Raw genomic sequence first — 20,159 nt, forward strand, 5'->3', positions numbered from 1 at the left:
GATTCGCGCGCCCATGAACACGCCGGGATTCGCGCGCCCGGGGCCCGGCCGGGTCAGCCGGACGTCGTGAGCATGCCGAGCAGGTGCAGCCGTTGCTCGGACTCGGATCCGGGTTCGGCGTGGTATGTGATCAGCATCTGGCCGGTCCCGGGTAGCGCGAGTTTTTCGTACCGCAGGTCGAGGGGGCCGACCTGGGGATGCAGCAGCCGGCTCTGGCCGCTGGTCTGGTGCCGGACGTCGTGCCGGGCCCACAGGGTGCGGAAACGTTCGCTGCGCAGGCTCAGTTCGCCGATGAGCCGGGCCAGTCGGGGATCGTCGATCTCGGGGCCGAGCACCGAACGCAGGTAGGGAACCGCCTTGGCGGTCATCGTCTCCCAGTCTCGGTAGAAGACCCGCATCTCCGGGTCGAGGAAGGCGGCGCGCAGGCTGTTCGCGCCCGGCGCGTAACTCGGGGACAGGGCGACGGCCAGTGGATTCGCGGCCAGGACCGTCAGGTCGCGGCCGTGCACGTACGCCGGGGTGGTCGTCCAGTTGTTGATCAGGTTCCGGACGCTGTCGCTGACCCGTTGGGGACGAGGCGCCCGGCGGCGCTTCGGCGGCTGGGGGCGGGCCAGACTGTGCAGGTAGGCGGCGGCGTCGGGGTCGAGTTGCAGCGCCCGCGCGATGCTCGCCACCACCTGGTCGGACGGGTGCCGGTCGCGGCCCTGTTCGAGACGCAGGTAGTACTCGACGCTGATGCCGGCGAGCAGCGCCACCTCCTCGCGGCGCAGCCCGGTCACCCGGCGCCGGGTGCCGGCGGGCAGGCCGACATCGCCCGGTCGGAGGAGTTGTCGCCGGGTCCGCAGATAGTCACTGAGTGTGGCGGAGACGGTCACGCCGCCAACCGTAACTCCGTCGGCCGGGCTCATCCTGTCCCTGCTGGTCCCGGTATCAGCCCTATCTGGTTTGTCCGTTTAATCCCGGGCATCGTGGGGAGCCGGTCGCCGCACGAACCCGCCCGGCGACCGGGACGCGACAACCGGAGAAAGACGAGGACTACTGGATATGAGTGACGAACTGGTGCTGGTCACCGGCGGATCGGGATTTGTCGGCGCGCACTGCGTGGTGCGGCTCCTGACGGCCGGCTACCGGGTCCGGACCACCCTGCGCTCCCTGGCCCGGGCGGACGAGGTACGGCAGATGATCCGGGCCGGTGGGGTCGAACCGGGCGAGGCGTTGTCGTTCGCCGCCGCCGACCTCACCTCCGACGAGGGCTGGCCGGAGGCGGTCGCCGGGTGCGACTACGTGCTGCACGTCGCCTCGCCGTTCCCACCCGGAGCGCCGAGGCACGAGGACGAACTGATCGTCCCGGCCCGGGAGGGGACGCTGCGGGTGCTCCGAGCGGCCCGGGAGGCCGGGGTCCGACGGGTCGTGATCACCTCCAACTTCGGTGCCATCGGGTACGGCCACGGACCCACCGACCGGGTCTTCACCGAGGCGGACTGGGCCGACCTGGACGGCGACGACGTGACCGCGTACATCAAATCCAAAACCCTGGCGGAGCGGGCGGCCTGGGAGTTCGTGGCCCGGGAGGGCGGGCCGGAACTGGCGGTGGTGAACCCGGTCGGCATCTTCGGCCCGGCGCTCGGCCCGGACTACTCCGGTTCGATCGGCCTGGTCCGGGGCCTGCTGCTCGGGGCGATGCCCGGTCTGCCCCGGATGTACTTCGGCGTTGTCGACGTGCGGGACGTGGCGGATCTGGAGTTGCGGGCGATGACGGATCCGGCGGCCCGGGGTGAGCGGTTCCTGGCCACCGCCGGTGAACCCGTGAGCATGGCCGAGGTCGCCGCGATACTGCGGTCCCGGCTCGGTGCGACGGCGGCCCGGGTGCCCACCCGGGAGATGACCGACGACGAGGTCCGGGAGGCCGCCCGACAGAACCCGGCGTTCCACGGCATCGCGCGCGATCTGGGCAAGATCCGGCGGGGTTCGAGCGACAAGGCGCGCCGCCTGCTCGGCTGGACGCCCCGGACCGCCGAGGAGGCGATCACCGCGACCGCCGAGAGCCTGGTACGGCACGATCTGCTCTAGCTGTCCGGTTCGCCGGGTGCCGGTCCGGGGGAACATCTCGCGGGCCGGCCCGGTTGTATCCCCCGTACGACCGCAGCAGCAGGCGACACCAGGTTGACCGGTGGGGCCGTTGCGCCCGGCTGGGTGTGGTGTCCGGTTTTCGGTCGTGATCAACACTGTCGGGTGGGCGGATCGGCGGAATGCCGACCGGCCGGCCGCGGTTGAATCCCCCGTACGCCCGCAGCAGCGGCTCGTACCTGTTCTTCTCTCCCGCTGAACGTTTTCGGTGCCATCCCCGCGCGTCCCGGATGCGCCGGGTTGGGATCTCTCATCCCCGGAAAATGGAAGGCGAGACCATCATGGCTTTTGTCAACCGGTGGCTTCCGGCCATCACCGAAACCCCGATCCGTAAGACCGCGCTCGGTATCGCCGGGCTCGCCGTCGCCGGCGGTGCGATCGCCGGACCCGTCGCCACCATGGGCGCCACCGCCCCGTCGATGAGCATGACCCCGACCGCCGTGACCCAGCAGATCGGCGAGCTCGACAAGGGCCAGCCGTCGAAGGTCCTCGACGTGCAGTACCAGCCGCAGTCGACGTACTTCTACTGCGCGCCGGCCGCGACCCGGATCGCACTGTCCGCCCAGGGCCACACCCCGTCCCAGGACGACGTGGCCAAGCAGCTGGGCACCACCGAGGCCGGAACGAACTCGGCCGAGGACACCACCCGGGTCCTCAACACCGCCGGCGGTAAGGACTACCGCACCGTCGCGATCCCGGACGAGGCCGCCAAGCCGGCGCAGATGGACCAGCTGCAGGTCGACGTGGTCCACGCGATCGACAACAACCGGCCGGTCGTAACCAACATCAAGGGCACCGCGGTCGACACCGACGGTATGGCCCACTCCTACGAGGGCGGGCACTACCTGACCGTGATCGGCTACGACGACCACGGCCGCAAGGTCAAGATCGCCGACCCGGCCGACCCGAACCACGGCGAGTACTGGATGAGCACCATCAACCTCGCCAACTGGGCCGCCACCCGCGGCTACTCCGCCTGACCGGCGGCAACACGGTAGACAACCAGCGAGCGGGCCGGCTCCCCACCCCGGGGAGCCGACCCGCTCCGTCGTACCCGACGCAGGGTCAGTCGGCCGGCCGTTCTCCGGCGAACCGGATGATCAGCCGGGCGACCACGACGGCGTAGCCGACCAGGACCAGGGCGAGCGGTGGCAGGAGAGCCATCGGCTCGACCCCGACCACGCTGACCGCGACGATCAGGGCGACGGCGAGCGCCGCGAGGATCACCCGCTGTCGGGGCAGGCGTCCCAGGGAGATCCGCTGCAGGGCCAGGCCGCAGAGGATCCAGGTTCCGAGTGAGACGGCGACCAGCAGACGCAGGATGCCGGGCAGTTCCGGTGAGTCGGCGGCAACGTGTCGGACGATCTGCCCGAGGGCCCAGCCGAACAGCACCATGGCCGCGCCGAGCAGCCCGTGTACGGCCGCGTACTCGACCCCGGCCTGGAGTCGAGGGCTGCTCAACCCGCTGCTCACGAAGGTGCTGTAGACCCACCACACCGAGGCCGGGATCGCGAAGGCGACGACCGCGGTCAGCGCGACCGACGCTGACGGGCGGGCCGGCACCGCGTCGAGCAGGTCGGTCAGACTCACTCCCAGCAGAATGATGGTGAACTGTCCGAACCGCTCGGGCAGGTGCAGCGGATGGACCGGGTGCCGGATCAGCCGGCGGCGGCCGAGCCACGGGGTCAGCAGTTCGATGGCCAGCGCGACGATCCAGAACACCGGCCGGGTGTGCACCGGGGCGGCGAGCGAGGCGGCCCAGAGCAGCCAGCCGGTGCCGAATCCGGTCAGGTAGACGGTGGTCAGCTCCCGTACGACCGGACCGGTGCTGCGGACCCGGAGATAGAGCACGAGCAGGGTGCCGCGTACGACGAGGTAGCCGATCGGTAGGAGCAGCGTGTTCGGCGCATCCTCGACGCCGACCGCCATGCTGCCGGCGCCGATCATGCAGACGAGTACGGCGAGCCGGTGTGTGAAGTCGTCCGGGTCGAAGCGGGTGTCGTAGAACGCCTGCCCGCCCCAGGCCCACCAGACGACAACGTAGAGACCGGCGGTTTCGAGGATCTCCCCACCGGCGGGGGTGGCGTCGGGCAGGCGCTGCTGCACGGCGAGCAGCGCCAGGACAAAGACCAAGTCGAGGAAGAGTTCCAGCCAACTGGCGTGTCGTTCCTGCTCTTCCTGGTTTGGCAGGGCGGACGGTTCGAGCCCCCATCGGGCGGCGATCCGGGATGGCCGGAGTTCGACGCGTCGGCGGCGCCGGTCCGGCGTACCGGATCCGCCCGCCTTTTGCCGTTCCGAGCTCACAGGCGGTAATCATCTCGGTTCGCCACCCGGGCCGGGAGGCAAATCACAGACCGGCTCGGGATACGTGTGGCCGGACAGTGACGTGAGAACCTTTGGTGGGGAAAGTGGCGGGTCGCGGCTTTAATCCATCAGCCGTTCGGCTAGATTTCGTGGAGACTAACGGTCTAGAGTGATGACCTGAACGGACCACCAGACACGCCCGATTACAGACGCCCACGACCCACAGACGCCCACACGCTCGGTGCAGGGAGGACCACCATGACCGCGACCAGCAACCGGCAAGTAGTCACACCCCACACCACCGCAACCCCCGACCCGGCCACCCTCACCGACAGCGCCACCAACCTCCTGCACACCCTCACCGCGCTGCCCACCAACCACCCCGACCGGGCCACCCTGCGCGACAAGACCATCGAAGCCTGGCTCCCCCTGGCCAACCACCTCGCCCACCGCTACAGCGGACGCGGCGAACCCACCGACGACCTCACCCAGACCGCCGCCATCGGCCTCATCAAAGCCATCGACAAGTACGACCCCAGCCGCGGCGTCGACTTCGCCGGCTACGCCATCCCCACCATCATCGGCGAACTCAAACGACACTTCCGCGACCGCACCTGGGACATCCGCGTCCCCCGCCGCCTCCAGGAACTCCGCCTCGCCATCAGCGAAGCCAACAGCAACCTCCTGCAGACCCTCGGCCGCTCCCCGACCGTCACCGACATCGCCGACCACCTCAACCTCACCGAGGAAGAAGTCCTCGAAGGCCTCGAAGGCGCCCGCGCCTACAACGCCGTCTCCCTCTCCACCCCCACCGGCGACGGCGACCGCACCACCGAACTCGGCGACCTACTCGGCGCCGACGACAACGAATACGAACTCGCCGAACTCCGCGTCGCCCTCGGCCCCGCCCTCGCCACCCTCGACGAACGCGAACAGAAAATCCTCACCCTCCGCTTCTACGGCAACCTCACCCAGTCCCAGATCGCCGAACAGATCGGCGTCTCCCAGATGCACATCAGCCGCCTCCTCGCCCGCGCCCTCAGCAAACTCCGCAACCAACTCGCCGACACGTACTGAGCTGGCGGGCCATCGACCCCGTGGGCTGGGCCGGCGCCGGGGGTGCGCCGCCGCGCGCCGGACCCCCGGGTAATGACGGCCGTGTCGTAGGTCCGGAGTCCGGTACTCTGTACGGGCTGGCGGGCTGTTAGCTCAATCGGCAGAGCAGCTGACTTTTAATCAGCGGGTTCTGGGTTCGAGTCCCAGGCGGCCCACCGCGGAAGGCCCAGGTCACCGGCATGGCGCCGGGGCCTGGGTCTTCGTCGTGTTGGCTGGTACAGCCACCCGTACCGCCAACGCCGCTACGCGGCGGGCGGATCATCGAACAGAAGCGCGTGGCCCTGCCCCCGAATCCGGCGGTGCGCCACGCCACCCCTGCCCGGCGTCGGTGGACCGGATCAGCCCCACCAATTGACCATCAACTTCCTCGGCCAGCTTGATGACCAGTAGAAGACGTACGGCCGCTGTGGGCTCTCCGGGGTGTCCTGAATCGTCACGGCCGATCCGGAGTCCTGGTAGCCGAGCATCTCGGCGTCGGTGCCGGCCTGCTCCACCCATTCCCAACTGCGACCGGCCCACCAGTTGGACCAGACCGGGCCGCCGTAGCGGTCGACGACGAACAGGTAGGGCCGGTCGCCGACGCTCGGTTTGTCCTGCACGGTGACCGCCCCGACGGGGTTGAGGAATTCGAACTGGACCGGGTCGGAGTGGTACACCCACCGCCAGTCGCCGCCGGCTCCAGAGAGCTCGTAGACGGAGCCGTACGCGCTCACGAAGGCGTGCGGCCAGGCGGCCCCCTCGGATGTGTCTCGTACGGCCAACGCGCCGAGCCCGCGGGAATCCGGCATGCTCATGCCGTGCGGCGTGCCGTGGTTGGTCCACGTCCAGCGGCCGCCGTCCCAGCCGTTGCGCCACACCTGGCGCTGGTTGTCCAGCAGGAACGCCTGCGGCCAGTCGGCGCCCTCCGGCGTCAGGCGCAGGTTGACCACACCGACTCGGGCGCCGTAAGGCAGTAACGTCCCGTCGGTCGGCGTGCCCTGATCGTCCCACTGCCAACCGCCGCCGTTCCACCAGTTGAGCCAGAGGTGACCGTCGACGCCGAGCACGAAGACGTACGGCCGCTGCGGCAGACCGAAACCGTTGCGTACGGAGACCACCCCGATTCCGTCAGCGACCTTCGTGGGTGGCGGAGTGCCCAGGTCAAGCCAGGGCCAGTCGACCCCGTTGAACCAGTTGAGCCAGAGGTGACCGTCGAGGGTCTGGACAAAAACGTACGGCCGCTGTGGCGCGTAGAGGTTGTCCTGCACAGTCACCACCCCGACCGGGGCGAAGATCTCGCTCTTCGGCGGTGCCCCGAGAGGCAGCCACTGCGGCCCATCCTGGTCGGACCAGGCCGCGTAGAGTTGACCGGCGATGATGGTGAACATCCACGGTCGCTGTTCGCCGTCGATGCTCTGTTGCACCGACACCGCCCCGACGGGCTTGAGGTAGGTCGCCTCGGTCACCGGGCTGCCGTAGTCGTCGAGGTGCCACCGCCCGGCGGCCGGGCCGACCACGGCGACTCCTCGGTCGTCGACCGCGGCGACTCCCGTGGCCCGTGCGACGTCGGCACCCGCTACCGCGGTTGACGTGGTGGCCGCCAACAGCAGGATTCCAGCCGTGATCGTGGCGGGTGTCCGGACGCGTCGCGCTGCCATCGGCATGACCATCAACCTCTTCCGGTGCGCGGATGTCGCCCAGCCCACGGCCACGCCGGGACGGGTGCGACCATCCTGACCGCTGAAGCCACCGCACGGTGTCGTGAGACCTACACACGTGACAAGTTTCGAAGTGTGCCGAGTGGTGGAAGAACGGGCGCACCGTATCGAATGCCGCCGAGGTGCGGCGCGTCGAAGACTGGGCGTGAGGCCCGCGAAAGCTGGCACCGTCCAGCCGCGTATGGTCCCGGAAGCAGCCGGTACGGCTACCATTGTCCAGGTCATGCTGCTGCGGGTGCTCGGACCGTTCGAGCTCGAACTCGACACGGGCGAGCCGGTCGACCTTGGTGGCCCCCGCCAACGTGCCGTGCTCGCCCTGCTGCTGTCCGCCCGTGGCGAGGTCGTCTCCGTCGACCGGATGATCCACGACCTGTGGCGGGGCGAGGCGCCGCCCCGGGCCATCGCCTCACTGCAGGCGTACGTCTCGAATCTACGTCGGCTGCTGGAGCCGGACCGCGAGCGTCGGGCTCCGGCCCGGCTGCTGGTGACCACCCCGCCCGGCTACGCGCTCCGGGTGCCCGCCGAGGCGGTCGACGCCTGGCGGTTCGAGAAGCTGCTCACCGAGTCCCGGGCGGTCAGTGGGACCGACCCGGTACGCGCCGACCGGCTGCTGACCGCCGGGCTCGACCTGTGGCGTGGCACCCCGTACGCCGAGTTCGCCGGGGAACCGTGGGCGCAGCCGGAGGTGACGCGGCTGGCGGAACTGCGCCTCGTCGCCCGGGAGTTGCTGCTCGACGTGACCCTGCGTACCGGAAGTGCCGCCGAGGCGGTTCCGGAGGCGGAGGCGCTGACCCGGCAGGCGCCGCTGCGGGAGGAGGGCTGGCGGCTGCTGGCGCTGGCGTTGTGGCGTACCGGTCGCCAGGGTGAGGCACTCGCCGCGCTGCGCCGGGCCCGCGCCACCCTGGCCGAGGAGCTGGGTCTCGACCCGGGACCGGCGCTGGCCGAACTGGAGGCCGCGATCCTGGGCCAGCGCCTCGACCTGCTACCACCGCCGGTCACGACGACGGCGACGCCACCGGCGGGGACAGCCGGGCCGCCGCCGGCGGGTGGAGAGCCACCGGTACGCGCGGACGGAGAGCGGCCGACCGCGACCGCGCCGGACGAGTTGTTCGTCGGCCGGGAGGCGGAGCTGGCGGTCCTCGGGGCCGCCGCGGCCGGGGCCGTTGCCGGCGGACCCCGGATCGTGCTGCTCACCGGCGAGGCCGGCGCCGGCAAGACCAGCCTGCTCACCCGGTTCCGGCAGGACCTCCTCGCCCAACGCTGGCTGGTCGCCGTCGGCCGCTGCCCGGAGGTCGAGGGCGCGCCGCCGGCCTGGGCGTGGGTCGAGGCGCTGCGGCAACTCGCCACGGAGGCACCACCCGGGGACCTCGCCCCGGCGCTCGCCCCGCTGCTCGACGACACCGGCCGCGACCTCGGCGGGGACGTCGCGGCCGGCCGGTTCCGGTTGCACCGCGCCGTCGGCGACTGGTTGGCCGCCGCCGCAAGCCACCGGCCGGTCGCCGTCCTCCTCGACGACCTGCACGCCGCCGACACCGAGACACTGCTGCTGCTGACCAGCGTCACCGAGTTGACCGACGTGGCCCTGCTCTTCGTCGTGGCGCTGCGGCCCACCGACAACCGCGAGCGGCTCGCCGAACACCTGGCCACGTTGGCCCGCCGGTCCCCGCAGCGGATCTCGCTGGCCGGACTCGGAGCGGCCGACGTGGAGCGGCTCATCGGGTCGTTCACCCGGACGACCGTCGACCCGGAGACCGTCGCCGCGTTGACCGAACGCACCGGCGGAAACCCGTTCTACGTCCGGGAGGCAGCCCGGCTGCTCGCCTCCGAGGGGGAACTCGTCGCCCGGTCAGAAGTGCCGGAGGGGGTACGGGACGTGCTACGCCGACGCCTCGCCCGGCTGCCGCAGCAGGCGGTCGCGGTGCTGCGCCTCGCCGCCGTCGTCGGACGGGAGGCGGATGTGGAGACACTGGTCGAGGCCGCCGACGTCGACGAGGAGACTGTGCTCGACGGGCTGGAAGCCGGGCTGGTCTCCGGGCTGCTCACCGAACCGGCGTCGGGGCGGGTGCGGTTCGTGCACGGGCTGCTCCACGACACCGTCTACACCGACATCTCCCAGCTGCGCCGGGCCCGGATGCACGCCCGGGTCGCCGCCTGCACCCGGCGGCTGCGACCCGACGACTATCCCGCCCTGGCCCACCACTACGCCCGCGCCGCGTCGTCACAGACCGCGCGGCTCGCCGTCGAGTACGCGGTCCGCGCCGCCGAACTGGCCGAGCGGCGGTACGCGTACGACGCCGCGGTCGAACTGCTGAGCAACGCCGTGACCAGCGCCGAGGCGGTCACCGGGGACCGAGAGGAGCTGCTGGTCGACCTGCTGGGCCGGCTGCTCCGGGCCCAGGCGCGGGCCGGTGCCGTCGCCGCCGCCCGCCGGACCCGCGCCCGGGCGGTCGACGTCGCCGCAACCTCGGGCCGCGACGAACTGCTCGTCTCGGCGTTCACCGCGTGGAAGGTCGCCACCCCGTGGCTGATCCGGGAGTTCGGCGTCGTGGACCACCGGGTCGTCGACCTGCTCACCCGGCTGCTGGCCAGGGACGACCTGGACCCCGTCGACCGGTGTCGGCTGCTGGAGGCGCTGACCAGCGAGCTCGACGGTGAGTCCGACCCACGTGGCCCGGCGGCCGGGGCAGCGGCGCTACGCCTCTCCCGCGGGTTCGACGATCCCGAGCTGCGGGCGCTCGGGCTCGCCGCCCGGCTGCGTACGCTGCGGTTCGACCGGCAGGCGCGGCAGCGGCGGGAACTGGCGTGGGAACTCCACGACCTCGCCACCCGGCACGGGCTGGTGACCTACCACTGGCTGGCCGAACAGGCGCTCAGCCAGAGTGCCGCCGCGCTCAACCAGCCGGAGGAACTGCACGCGAGCATCGCCCGGCAGGCGGCGACGGTGAGCAGGTACCGGCTCAACGAGGCGATGGCGGTCGGACTTGCCACCCAGGGTGCGCTCGCGCACATCGCGGGCGACTTCGGGACGGCACAGCGCCACTACGACGAGACCGTCGAGCAGATGCGACGGCAGGGTTCGCTGCACGTCGACCCGGTCCGCTACTACTTCACGGCGACTCTGCTGATCAGTCAGCGGCGCTTCGGGGAGTATCTGGAGCCGACCCGGGTCGCGCGCGAGAGGTTCGGTCCGATCGTCGACGACCTGCTGGCGCTGGCACTCGTGCGCAGCGGCAGGGTCGACGAGGCCCGGGCCGTACCGGTCGGGGCGCACCCCTGCCGTCCCGACTACACCCAGTCGATGCTGCTCACCGTACGGGCGATGGTGGCGGTGGCGCTGGGCCGCAGGGACCTGGCCCAGCCCGTCATCGACGAACTCGTCCCGGTCCGGGGCCAGTTGGCCGGTTTCTCCAGCACCGCGTTCGTGTCCCGCCCGGTCGCGTTGACCCTCGGCGAGCTGTTCCGGCTGCAGGGCCGCCCGGAGTTGGCGGCGTGGCATTTCCGCCTGGCGGCGGAGGTGGCCCGCCGGTGGGGCGCGCCGCACTGGCTGGCGGAGGCGGAGTCCGCGCTCGCCGCCTGACCACGGTCCACCGCCCCACCGCCCCACCGCCCCGCCGCCCCGCCGGCGGCGCCCACCGCCGGGGGCGCGTTTGGTGATCTCCAAGTCGGCTGCAAGTGGTCTCGGGCAGGCTTTCCCGGGCGGTGCCGGCGCCGGACCGTCGCCGCCGGACCAGCTAGTACAGGTAGCGCCCCTCGGAAAGGTCGCAGTGAACCCCAACCACAACGAACCCATGGCCGACGTACGCGACATGTACATGGCGCACGCCAACCTCCGTCGGGAGTTCAGCCTGCTGCCGAAGCTCGTCGAGGACGTGGTCGTCGGCGACAGCCGGCGGGCGGAGCTGGTCGGCGCCCACATCGAGCTGGTCTGCGGTGTCCTGCACCAGCACCACGAGGGGGAGGACCTGCTGCTCTGGCCCCGGCTGAGCGCGCGGGGCGGAGCGGAGGCCGAGGCGGTCGTGCCGGTCGTGGAGGCGCAGCACCACGCCATCGAGGAGGCCAACGCGGAGGTGACCAGGTTGCTTCCCGGCTGGCGGTCCACCGCGCAGGGCGGTGCCGAACTCGCCGCCGCCCTCGAACGGCTGCGCGTCGCGCTGATCGAGCACATGGCGACGGAGGAGAGCCAGATCCTGCCGCTGGCGGAGAAGTACGTCACCGCCGCCGAGTGGAAGGAGATGGGCGAGCACGGGATGCGCGCGACCCCGAAGAAGCACCTTCCGGTGATCGTCGGCATGACGATGTACGAGGGGGACCCCGAGGTGATCAGGGAGGTGCTCGCCGAGGCGCCGCTGCCGGTCCGCCTGCTCATGCCGATCATCGGTCGGCGTGCCTACGCCAAGCACGCCAAGCGGGTCCACGGGACCGCGACCCCGCCCCGTTTCTCCACGCCCGTCCGCTGACCCGCCCGGTTTTCGAGGCCGTGGTCGGTCGGGCATCGTAAGGAATCACGTCGTCGGCAGCCGGTCCAGCAGCTTGTCGGGCTGGATCGGCAGCTCACGCACCCGGATCCCGGTGGCGTGGTAGACCGCGTTCGCGACCGCCGCCGCCGAGCCGACGATTCCGATCTCGCCGAGTCCCTTGATCCCGAGCGGGTTGACCCGCTCGTCCGGGTCGTCGACCCAGTCGGCGTCGATCTGCTCCACGTCCGCACAGGAGGCGATGTGGTACGTCGCCAGGTCGCGGTTCACCCAGTCGCCGAAGCGGTGGTCGAGCGCGCCCTCCTCGTGCAGCGCCATGGACAGTCCCATGGTCATCCCGCCGATCAACTGGGACCGGGCGGTGGCCGGGTTCACCACCCGCCCGGTGGCGAAGATCCCCAGCATCCGGGGCACCCGGATCTCGCCACTGTCGACGTCGACCCGGACCTCGACGAAGTGCGCGCCGAAGGCGTACCGGGCGTACCGGGGCTGTTCCGCCACGTCGGTCATGGTGTCGACCTGGACCGTCAACCCGGCGGCCGGCACGGTGCCGCCGTGCCGTTCGGCGAGCTGTCGGCGTAGCTCCCGGCAGGCCTTGTCCACCGCCCAGCCCCAGCCGGCGGTCCCGAACGAGCCGCCGGCGACAAAGGCCGGCGGCAGGTCGCTGTCGCCGACCTCGACCGTCACCCGGTCGCCGGGCACCGCCAGCGCCTCGGCGGCGACCAGCCACAGCGCGGTCCGGGCGCCGGTCCCGATGTCGGTGGCGTTGATCGAGACCTGGTACGACCCGTCCGGCTCGACCCGGGCGCGGGCGTGCGCACCGGCCGTCCGGGCCGGGTAGATCGCCGACGCCACCCCGGTACCGACCAGGCACCGACCGTGCCGGCGGACCCCCGGCGTCGGATCCCGGTCCGCCCAGCCGAACCGCCGGGCGCCCTCCCGCAGGCAGGCGACCAGGTTCCGGCTGGTGAACGGCAGCCCCTCCTCCGGGTCGACGTCGGTGTCGTTGCGGATCCGCAGCTCGACCGGATCCATCCCACAGGCCACCGCCAGCTCGTCCATCGCACACTCCAGCGCGAACGAGCCCGGACACTCGCCGGGCGCCCGCATCCAGGACGGCGTCGGTACGTCGAGCCGGGTCAACCGGTGGGTGGTCCGGCGGTGCGGTGCGGCGTACAGGCTGCGGGTCAGCACCGCGGTCTGCTCGGCGAACTCGACACCGGTGGAGGTCTGGCTGATCGCGTCGTGGCAGATCGCCGCCAGCCGCCCGTCGGCGTCGGAGCCGAGCCGGAGCCGCTGGATCGTCGGGGTGCGGTAACCGATCGGCCCGAAGACCTGCTGCCGGGTCAGGGCCAGCCGGACCGGCCGGCCCAGGTGCCGGGCGGCCATCGCGGCCAGCACCGGGGTGCAGCGCGGCGAACCCTTGCTGCCGAAACCGCCACCGACATGTGCGGAGATCACCCGTACCGTCTCGGCGGGCAGGTTGAACAGCCGGCCCAGGGTGTCCCGGACCAGGGTCGAGCCCTGGCTGGAGTCGTGCACCAGCAGCCGCCCGTCCAGCCACCGGGCGGTCGCCGAGTGCGGCTCCATCGGATTGTTGTGGTACGCCGGCGTCCGGTACGTCTGGTCCAGTTGGACCTCGGCCGCCGCGTAGCCGGCCTCGAAGTCGCCGAGCGCGGTGTCGGTCGGGTACGACGGGTTCACCTTCTCCGGCCGGTACAGACCCGGATGGTGCTCGGTCAGCAGACTGCTGTGCGGCTCGGTGTCGTAGTCGACCCGCAGCAGCAGCGCCCCCTCCCGGGCCGCCTCCAGGGACTCGGCCAACACCAGCGCCACGAACTCGCCCCGGTAGTGCACCTGCGGCGTCTGCAGCAGGAAGAGCTCGGCGCTCTCCGTCGAGTGCAGCCGGGGCGCGTTCTCGTACGTCAGCACGTCCAGCACCCCCGGCTCGGCGAGGGTCGCGGTCGGGTCGATCCGGACGATCCGGCCCTTGGCGACGCTGGACTGCACCGCCCAGGCGTACGCCACGCCGTCGGCCGGGTACTCGGCCGCGTACCGGGCGGTGCCGGTCACCTTCGCCGGCCCCTCCAGCCGGGGATGCCCCCGACCGATCCCGACCGTTCCCGTGTTCACCGGTTTACCTCGGGGGGTTCGGCCAGCTCGGTCAGGGTCCGGACGGTCAGGTTGCGGATCAACGGGATCTTGAACGCGTTGTGTGACATCGGTCGGGCCGCCGCCAACTCCTCCTCGGCGGCGAGCCGGAAGTTCTCCGGGGTGGCCGGTCGGCCGCGCAGCGCCTCCTCGGCGAGCCGGGCCCGCCATGGCCGGTGCGCGACCGCGCCGTACGCGATCCGGACGTCCCGGACCAGCGGACCGTCCAGGTCGAGCGCGACCGCGACCGAGCCGAGGCCAAACGCGTACGACGCCCGGTCCCGGGCCTTCCGGTACGTCGACCGGCGCGCGAACGGTAGCCCGGGGACCCGTACCGCGGTGATCAATCCGCCCCGGGCCAGGGTCGTCTCCTGGTCCGGACGGTCCTCGGGGAGCCGGTGGAGTTCGGTGAGCGGGATCTCCCGCGGGCCGGCCGGTTCCCGTACCTCGACCATCGCGTCCAGCGCGGCGAGCGCGACGGCCAGGTCGGACGGGTGGGTCGCGACGCACTGCGGCGACCAGCCGAGGATGGCGAGGTCGCGGTTCTGCCCGTCGATGGCCGAGCAGCCGGCCCCGGGTTCGCGCTTGTTGCACGGCCGGCTGACGTCCTGGAAGTAGACGCAGCGGGTCCGTTGCAGCAGGTTGCCGCCGATGGTCGCCATGTTGCGCAGCTGCCCGGTGGCGCCGGCGAGCAGTGCGCGGGACAGCACCGGGAAGTCCCGGCGGACGGTCGGGTGCGCGGCCAGGTCGCTGTTGCGGACCGTCGCGCCGATCCGCAGGCCGCCGTCCGGCAGCGGGTCCACCGAGCCGAGCGGCAGCCGGGTGACGTCGACCAGCAGCCGGGGCCGGGCCACCCCGAGTTTCATCAGGTCGACGAGGTTGGTGCCGCCGCCGAGGTACGCCGCCTCCGGCTCGCCGGAGACCAGCGCCACCGCCTGGCCGGTGTCGAGCCCTCGTTCGTACCGGAACGCCCTCATGACGGGAGACCGATCTGGGACATATGCCCAGATTACTGGGAATTGCGGAGCCTGGCCGGCTACTCGTAACGCCAGAGCCGCAGCTCCCGGTTGTCGGCGTGACAGGCGAGCACCCCCGGCACCAGCTGGCAGGACGAGAGGACGTACGGGACCACGTCCAGGGTCCGGACCGCCGTCGCCTCCCGGGCGAGCAACCCCAACCAGGTCTGGTGCGTGTCGGTCGGGCGGCGCAGCAGCAGCGGCGCCGACTCCGGCGGAAAACCCTCGGCCTCCCGCCACCCCGTCAGCTCGACCACCGTCCGACCGGTGGCCGGGTCGACCACCCGGCGGGGCCGCTCGTCGTACACGACCAGTCCCGAAGCGCTCGGCTGCAGGTGTCCCACCCTGGCCGCCCGCCAGGCGACCGCCCCGGTGGCCGGATCCCGTACCTCGACCCCGGTGCCCGGGTCGCTCAGGCAGATCATCGGCGCGCAGACCCCGAAGTGGCGGCGGTCCAGCTCGGGAGTTGTCTGCTCCCACAGCCGCCGCCCGAGGTCCGCCGAGTAGCCGGCCGCCCCGGCGTCCGGCCCGTCCCAAACGAGCAGGAGGACATCACCGACCTGTGCCGCGTACCGGACCGGGGCGCCGGACCGGTCGAGTGACCACCGGACCGACCCGGTCCGCAGGTCACGCAGCTCCACCCCGCCGTCGGGCAGCCCGACCAGCACCACGGGCCCACGACCACCGCCGGCCGGCAGCGCGGCGGCGGCGGTGACCTGTGACGTCCTCCAGAGCGCCGTCCCGGTGGCCAGGTCGATCACCCGGGCCGTCACTTCCCGCGAGGTCGCCAGGTAGGCGGACCCGTCCGGGCCGACCTGCAACATGGCTCCCGGCGGCACCTGGTCGCCCGGCTCGACCCGGGAGTCCGGCGGGAAGACGTCCTCGGTGACCAGCGCCGCACCGGTGTCGGAGAGCGGCGTCAACCAGTCCGGGAAGGACCAGAGCGGACGACCCGTCGCGGCATCCAGCGCCGTGGTCCGGACCAGCCCCTGGCCCGGGTTGTTGCTCATGAACAGCAGCAGCCCGGGTGCCGCGGAAAGCCCGACATGCTCGCCGTCGGCCGGCTGCGGCACGCTCCAGACCGGTCGCCCGGTCAGGTCGTACGCGGTGACCGCGGCCTCCCCGTCCGCGGGCTGGTTGGCCACGTACAGCCGGTCCGAGGTCAGCAGGAACTGGCCGTCGGAGGTCAACGGCAGGGCGTACCCGTCGCGCAGCGGTGACGGTGCCGGCGGGGCGGCGCCACCGGTGGCGAGCACCAGCGCACCGACCAGGGCCAGCACGGCGATCCGCAGCCGGTGCGCCGCCGACAGCGGGGGCCGGGCCACGGCGTCCACGGCCGGGTCGTACCGGTCGGTGCCGAGGTCGATCACCGCGACCGGGTCGTCGTCGTAACCCTCTCGGCTAGCCAACGCGCCAGACCCGAAGTTGGTGGTCCCGGGTCCGACAGGCGACAACCGCGGCCGTCGTCTCGCAGTGGGGGAGGCTGTGCGGTACCGCGGCGAGCGGTATCGCGGTGCCGTTGCGGCCGAAAACGCCCACCCGGGTCTCGTCCCGGCCCGGCGTCGGACTCAGCAGCAGTGGTGCGGTGCCGCGGCCGAGCGCGTCGAGCCACTGATTGAGATCGAGAACCTGCCAACCGGTCAGCTGGGCCACGGTACGGCCGGTCCGCGGGTCGAGCGACCGCAGTAGGTGCTCGTTGTCGTCGCGTTGGACCAGGAACGGCCCGCCCGGCAGGAACCGCGCCCGTTCGGGGAGCTGCCACCGCTGTTCACCGGTCGCCGGGTCCAGCACCTCAACGCTGGTGAATCCTGGCCTGCACAGCATCGGACCACACGGTTCGACGTAGAAGTCCGGCCCGGCCTGCGATCGACTCCACCGCAGCTGCCACCGATCGGACGAGTATCCGGCCGCCCCGGCGGGCTCGGCCCAGACCAGTACCACCACGTCACCGATCGGGTGTGCGGCGACCAGTTCGCCGTCGAACCCGTCCAGGCGGTGTCGGACCGCACCGGTGTGCGGGTCCCGGACCTCGATTCCGCCCTCGGACGGCACGGTCAGCACCGCGGCGGGCCGATCGGCGGTTCCGGCCAGCGTGACCGCCCGGGTCATCCGAGGGGAGGTCCAGCGCGGCTCTCCGGTGTCGAGGTTGATGCCGTGCAGGACAACCCCGAGGGGTGGTTCCCGGTAGATGCCGCCGGCGTTCGAGTGGTACCAGGTCGTGCTGTCGGTCGGCCGCGCTTGCGGATCGACCAGTGAGCCGGCGGGAAAGATCTCCTCAAAGATCAGTGCGGTCTGCCGCTCCCCGGGCATGACCTCCAGCTTCGACGGATACGACCAGCGGAGTTCGCCGGTTCGCGGGTCCAGGGCCCGGGTGTGGATCGGGCCACCTCTCCGGCCGCCCTCGGAGAGGAGCAACCGGTTCTCCGCCGGGGTGAATCTGAACTCCGTGATCGCCACCGGCCGACCGATGCTCCAGAGCTGTCGGCCCCGGGTCAGTTCGTAGCCGGTCAGCCGAACCTGCGGCTCGGCGACGGACTCGACCCGCTCCGCGACGACCAGCACGTCGCCGAGCAGGTAAAAACCGCCGTTCGGTTCCGACGCGAGCGGCAGGCTGAGGATCGCCCGCAGCGGGGGCGCGGGCGGGGCCGCCGCGCCGCCGACCCCGAACGCCAGGGCCGCCGCCGCTGCTGCCACCACCGGCCGGAGCCGGCGTACCGTCGACCGGCGGGGCCAGCCGGCCGGCGGTGCGGACGGGGGCTCGTACCGGTCGGTGCCGAGGTCGATCACGACGATTCTGTTGTCGTCCATCCGACCTCCACGTCCGTCCGGAGTGGTCGTCATTCCACACCGAGCCGCTCGTACCCCGGGTCGGGCCATTATTCGCCATCAACCCGGCTACCGGGGTCCCGTCGGTCCGGGGGCGGATTGACGACGACCGGCCGCGGGTCAGCCCGCAGCGGCGGCGTTCGCGGAGGGTTCGGTCGCGGCGGGCTCCTCGGCGACCGGGACGACGTCCGCGACCACCAGGGTGACGTTGTCCGGTGCGCCCGCCTGGTGGGCCAGCTTCACCAGGTGGGCCGCGCACTGCTCCCGGTCCGGGTAGCCGACCAGCACCAGCGTGATGAGGTCGTCGGTGACGACGTCGGAGAGCCCGTCACTGCAGAGCAGCAGCCGGTCGCCCGCCACCACGTCCAGTACGACGGTGGCCGGGTCGAGCGGCTCGCCCTGCACCACCCGGGTCACCAGGGAACGCTGCGGGTGGTTCCGCGCCTCCTCCGGGGTCAGTCCGCCCCGGTCGACGAGCACCTGGACGAAGCTGTCGTCCCGGGTCAACTGCCGCAGGACGCCGTCGCGGAGCAGATAGCCGCGGGAGTCGCCGATGTGCGCCACGGCGAGTTGCCCGCCGTGCAGCAGCATCGCGGTGACGGTGCTGCCCATGCCCCGGGTCGCGGGATCGGCGTCGATCACCGCGCTGATCCGCTGGTTGGCGGTCCGGACCGCGCCGGCCAGCGCGGCCACCGGCTCCCGCTCGTCGACGGCCTGCTCGATCGGCGCCAGCGCGGTGATGACGATCTCGCTGGCTACCTCGCCGGCGGGGGCACCGCCCATGCCGTCCGCGACGGCGACCAACCGGCTGCCGGCGAAGGCCACGTCCTCGTTGTTGGCCCGGACCAGACCAGGGTCGCTGACGGCCAGGCTGCGCAGGATGAAGCTCATCCCCCGAGCTTGCCCCTCGACCGCGCCGATGTCTCTACGCAGTACTGCGTAGGGTGGACGCCATGATGCCGGTGTCGATGGTGGGACGCGCCGGCGAACTGGCCGAGTTCGCCCTGGCCTGGGCCGCCGTTGCCGGTCAGTCGCGCACGCCCACCGCCCGGTCCGCCGCCGGCCAGTCCCGCCCGCTGGTCGCCGGTCAGCCCCGCACACTCGTCAGCGGTCAGCGCCGGTCGCTGGTCGCCGGCCAGGCCCGGTCGCCGCGTGCCCGGGCCGGCGCCGGTCGTGCCCGGGCGACCGGCACGGTGGTGGTCACCGGCGACGCCGGGGTCGGCAAGAGCCTGCTGATCGCCGCCGCGCTGGACGGGCTGACCCCCCGGCCGGCGACGATTCTCACCGGTGCCGCCCGGCTGCACAGCCCGGCACCGTACGACTGGCTCGCCGCCGTACTGAGCGGTCGGGACACCCGGGACCTGCCGTTGCCCGCCGACGCGCTGGCCTGGCTGGCCCAGCACCCGAACACCCCCGCGGAGCGGTACGCCCCGGACGCGCTGCTGCGGCTCGCCGTCCGCACCGTACGGGCACTGGTCGGCGCCGGCCCGGCGGTGCTGGTGGTGGAGGACCTGCACGCGCTCGATCCGGCCAGCCTGAACCTGATCGGTGAACTGGCCACCGCCTCCGACCTGCCGGCCCTGCTGGTGGTGGCGAGCCGACCGGCGGAGACGGCGGTCTCCCCACCGATCGTCGAGGCGACCCTGGCCCGGCTGGCCGGCGCGCCCGGTGCGGTACGCCAGCACCTCGCCCCGTTGACCGTCGACGACGTCGCGCAGGTGCTCGGCCAGGTCTATCCGGGTCCGGTCGAGGTGCCGGAGGAGGTGGTGCGGGCGGTGTGGCGACGTACCGGCGGCAACCCGTACCGGCTGATCGAGCTGCTGGCCACCGAGGGCGGTCGGGGTGTCGCGGAGCTTGGCCGGGAGTCACGGCCGGCGGAGGTGCGGCCGGCGGCGCCGGTCGGCGGCCGGCCGGAACCGACCGGCCGGGACGTCGAGCTGACCGGCCGGGAGGTCGAGGTGCTCGCCTGTCTGGCCGCCGGGATGTCCAACAAGCAGGTGGCCCGGTCGCTCGGGATCTCGGTCCGGACCGTCACGGTGCACGTGTCGAACCTGCTGCGCAAGACCGGCTCCGCGTCCCGGACCGAGGCCGCGCTGTGGGCGGTCCGGCAGCGCGCGGCCGACCCGGCGCGGCAGGGCTGATCGGGGTCCTGGCACGTCGGGTGCCCGCCACCGGCACCCCTGGGGCGGTTCACCGCCATCCGGCGCCGGGTGGTCGGGGAGAGAGTTCCCGCCAGGTGTCCGGGCCGGCGAGCAGGGCGCGGATCGTCTCGTACGCCGCGTCCTCGCTGTCGAACTCGTAGAACCGGGAGATCCCCTCGGCGCCGCCCGCGCGCTGCTCCACGTGCCACTGGTCGGCGTCGGCACGAAGGTAGACATCGCGTCGGGCCAGGCGTCCCCACTTGCCGTTCCACCAGTGTTTTCGCTGCTCCACGTCCGGAGCTTATC

General features: G+C 72.2%; 15 protein-coding genes and 1 tRNA gene. 7 read left to right on the plus strand and 9 right to left on the minus strand.

Annotation, left to right across the window (positions count from 1 at the left end; all coding sequences use genetic code 11):
- Positions 1–53: 53 nt before the first annotated feature.
- A complete protein-coding gene (locus ABGB21_RS02450; RefSeq protein WP_347654451.1) occupies positions 54–875 on the minus strand; it encodes a helix-turn-helix transcriptional regulator in 822 nt (273 codons plus the stop codon).
- A gap of 169 nt (positions 876–1,044) precedes the next feature.
- Here ABGB21_RS02450 and ABGB21_RS02455 point away from each other — a divergent pair, with 169 nt between their 5' ends.
- Together ABGB21_RS02455 and ABGB21_RS02460 are read left to right on the plus strand one after the other, a co-directional pair.
- Positions 1,045–2,070, plus strand: coding sequence for an aldehyde reductase (locus ABGB21_RS02455; RefSeq protein WP_347654452.1), 1,026 nt, complete (start codon positions 1,045–1,047; stop codon positions 2,068–2,070).
- Between the two features lie 320 nt (positions 2,071–2,390).
- A complete protein-coding gene (locus tag ABGB21_RS02460) occupies positions 2,391–3,107 on the plus strand; it encodes a C39 family peptidase (protein ID WP_347654453.1) in 717 nt (238 codons plus the stop codon).
- Positions 3,108–3,192: 85 nt separating this feature from the next.
- Here the strand turns inward: ABGB21_RS02460 and ABGB21_RS02465 are convergent, their stop codons facing one another.
- A complete protein-coding gene (locus tag ABGB21_RS02465) occupies positions 3,193–4,431 on the minus strand; it encodes a low temperature requirement protein A (RefSeq protein WP_347676167.1) in 1,239 nt (412 codons plus the stop codon).
- 258 nt (positions 4,432–4,689) lie between these two features.
- Between ABGB21_RS02465 and ABGB21_RS02470 the strand changes: the two genes are divergently transcribed.
- The gene (locus ABGB21_RS02470; RefSeq protein ID WP_347676169.1) at positions 4,690–5,508 is read left to right on the plus strand and encodes a SigB/SigF/SigG family RNA polymerase sigma factor; all 819 of its coding nucleotides are present in this window, start codon (positions 4,690–4,692) and stop codon (positions 5,506–5,508) included.
- A 121-nt stretch (positions 5,509–5,629) separates the two neighbouring features.
- A tRNA-Lys gene (locus ABGB21_RS02475) sits at positions 5,630–5,702 on the plus strand.
- Between the two features lie 183 nt (positions 5,703–5,885).
- Here the strand turns inward: ABGB21_RS02475 and ABGB21_RS02480 are convergent.
- Positions 5,886–7,184, minus strand: a complete 1,299-nt coding sequence (locus ABGB21_RS02480; RefSeq protein WP_347676171.1) for a hypothetical protein — start codon at positions 7,182–7,184, stop codon at positions 5,886–5,888.
- A gap of 283 nt (positions 7,185–7,467) precedes the next feature.
- Here ABGB21_RS02480 and ABGB21_RS02485 point away from each other — a divergent pair, with 283 nt between their 5' ends.
- Both ABGB21_RS02485 and ABGB21_RS02490 read left to right on the plus strand, forming a co-directional pair.
- Complete coding sequence (locus ABGB21_RS02485) at positions 7,468–10,821, plus strand: BTAD domain-containing putative transcriptional regulator (RefSeq protein ID WP_347676173.1); 3,354 nt, start codon at positions 7,468–7,470, stop codon at positions 10,819–10,821.
- Positions 10,822–11,032: 211 nt separating this feature from the next.
- On the plus strand, positions 11,033–11,701 hold the full coding sequence (locus tag ABGB21_RS02490) for a hemerythrin domain-containing protein (protein ID WP_347676175.1): 669 nt from the start codon (positions 11,033–11,035) through the stop codon (positions 11,699–11,701).
- Between the two features lie 45 nt (positions 11,702–11,746).
- On the opposite strand, the gene ABGB21_RS02495 is transcribed toward ABGB21_RS02490, so the two are convergent.
- The 5 genes from ABGB21_RS02495 to ABGB21_RS02515 all read right to left on the minus strand — a co-directional run bounded on the left by ABGB21_RS02495 (position 11,747) and on the right by ABGB21_RS02515 (position 18,603).
- Positions 11,747–13,852 (minus strand): xanthine dehydrogenase family protein molybdopterin-binding subunit, encoded by a 2,106-nt coding sequence (locus ABGB21_RS02495; protein ID WP_347676177.1) that lies wholly within the window; start codon positions 13,850–13,852, stop codon positions 11,747–11,749.
- A complete protein-coding gene (locus ABGB21_RS02500) occupies positions 13,849–14,847 on the minus strand; it encodes a xanthine dehydrogenase family protein subunit M (protein ID WP_347676179.1) in 999 nt (332 codons plus the stop codon). Before ABGB21_RS02500 ends, ABGB21_RS02495 begins: the two co-directional genes overlap by 4 nt.
- A gap of 59 nt (positions 14,848–14,906) precedes the next feature.
- Positions 14,907–16,295 (minus strand): PQQ-binding-like beta-propeller repeat protein, encoded by a 1,389-nt coding sequence (locus tag ABGB21_RS02505; protein WP_347676181.1) that lies wholly within the window; start codon positions 16,293–16,295, stop codon positions 14,907–14,909.
- The gene (locus tag ABGB21_RS02510; protein WP_347658071.1) at positions 16,288–17,694 is read right to left on the minus strand and encodes a hypothetical protein; all 1,407 of its coding nucleotides are present in this window, start codon (positions 17,692–17,694) and stop codon (positions 16,288–16,290) included. The genes ABGB21_RS02505 and ABGB21_RS02510 overlap by 8 nt, the downstream gene beginning before the upstream one ends.
- Positions 17,695–17,832: 138 nt before the next feature.
- Positions 17,833–18,603, minus strand: a complete 771-nt coding sequence (locus tag ABGB21_RS02515) for a protein phosphatase 2C domain-containing protein (RefSeq protein ID WP_347676183.1) — start codon at positions 18,601–18,603, stop codon at positions 17,833–17,835.
- Positions 18,604–18,665: 62 nt separating this feature from the next.
- Here ABGB21_RS02515 and ABGB21_RS02520 point away from each other — a divergent pair, with 62 nt between their 5' ends.
- A complete protein-coding gene (locus ABGB21_RS02520) occupies positions 18,666–19,853 on the plus strand; it encodes a LuxR C-terminal-related transcriptional regulator (RefSeq protein WP_347676185.1) in 1,188 nt (395 codons plus the stop codon).
- Positions 19,854–19,902: 49 nt separating this feature from the next.
- Here ABGB21_RS02520 and ABGB21_RS02525 read toward each other — a convergent pair whose 3' ends face one another.
- Positions 19,903–20,145 carry a hypothetical protein gene (locus tag ABGB21_RS02525; RefSeq protein WP_347658068.1) on the minus strand — a complete coding sequence of 81 codons (243 nt, stop codon included), beginning with the start codon at positions 20,143–20,145 and terminating at the stop codon, positions 19,903–19,905.
- Positions 20,146–20,159: the final 14 nt, after the last annotated feature.

It is taken from the genome of Plantactinospora sp. B24E8, assembly GCF_039871735.1.
In the GTDB taxonomy this organism is placed as follows: Bacteria; Actinomycetota; Actinomycetes; order Mycobacteriales; family Micromonosporaceae; genus Plantactinospora.